General features: G+C 65.6%; 2 protein-coding genes. Both read left to right on the forward strand.

Translation table 11 applies throughout. The annotated features are described in order from the left end of the window. On the forward strand, positions 1-242 hold a 242-nt coding region (locus JCM19049_RS16535; RefSeq protein WP_279403465.1), incomplete at its 5' end, for a helix-turn-helix domain-containing protein. A 117-nt stretch (positions 243-359) separates the two neighbouring features. Then, positions 360-593 carry a heavy-metal-associated domain-containing protein gene (locus JCM19049_RS16540; protein ID WP_054822077.1) on the forward strand — a complete coding sequence of 78 codons (234 nt, stop codon included), beginning with the start codon at positions 360-362 and terminating at the stop codon, positions 591-593. Positions 594-716: the final 123 nt, after the last annotated feature.

The following is a 716-nucleotide window of genomic DNA, read 5'->3' on the forward strand; positions in this document are numbered from 1 at the left end:
CCAGCCGGGTCGCCGCGACCCTGCTGCGCCTGGCGGACAAGTTCGGCACCCCCAGCCGGCAGGGTGAGCTGATCCAGTTCCCACTCTCCCGCGCCGATTTGGCCGGGATTACCGGGGCGAGCCCCGAATCGGTTTCCCGGGCGATGAGCTCTCTGCGCAAGGCCGGCATCATCGAGACCGGGCGGCGCTGGACGGCGCTGACCGACCGCGCCAGGCTCACGGAGATCGCCGAAAACTACTAGCCAGAGCGTATGTGCGGTTAACTGACGCAGATCATGGTGGGGGTTAGGGCCCGTTCGTAGGGTGAAGGTACTTCCTGGGATACCGGGAAGGACGCAACCTGCGAAAGGAAAGCCATCATGAGCACCACGACCAGCATTTGGACCACGCTGCGCGCCGAGGGATTCTCCTGCCCGTCCTGTGTGGGAAAGATTGAAAAGCAGGTCAAGAAGCTGGATGGGGTCACCGAGGTGAAGGTGCACTTCGCCTCCTCCCGCGTCCAGGTGCAGCACGACCCGCAGCGCGCCAGCGTGCAGGACCTGGTCTCCGCCATCGCCAAGGCCGGCTACAAGGCCGTCCCGGCGGCGTTCTAGAGGCGTGGTGATCATGCAAAAGGTGTGGCAAACGCTGCGGCGGCTGACCGCCGGACGCTGGTTCATCCCCGCCGTTTCCGGGGCGCTGATCCTGGTTTCCCTCCTGCTCTCCGCCGGCTTGGG

The sequence above is a fragment of the Arthrobacter sp. JCM 19049 genome (assembly GCF_001310435.1).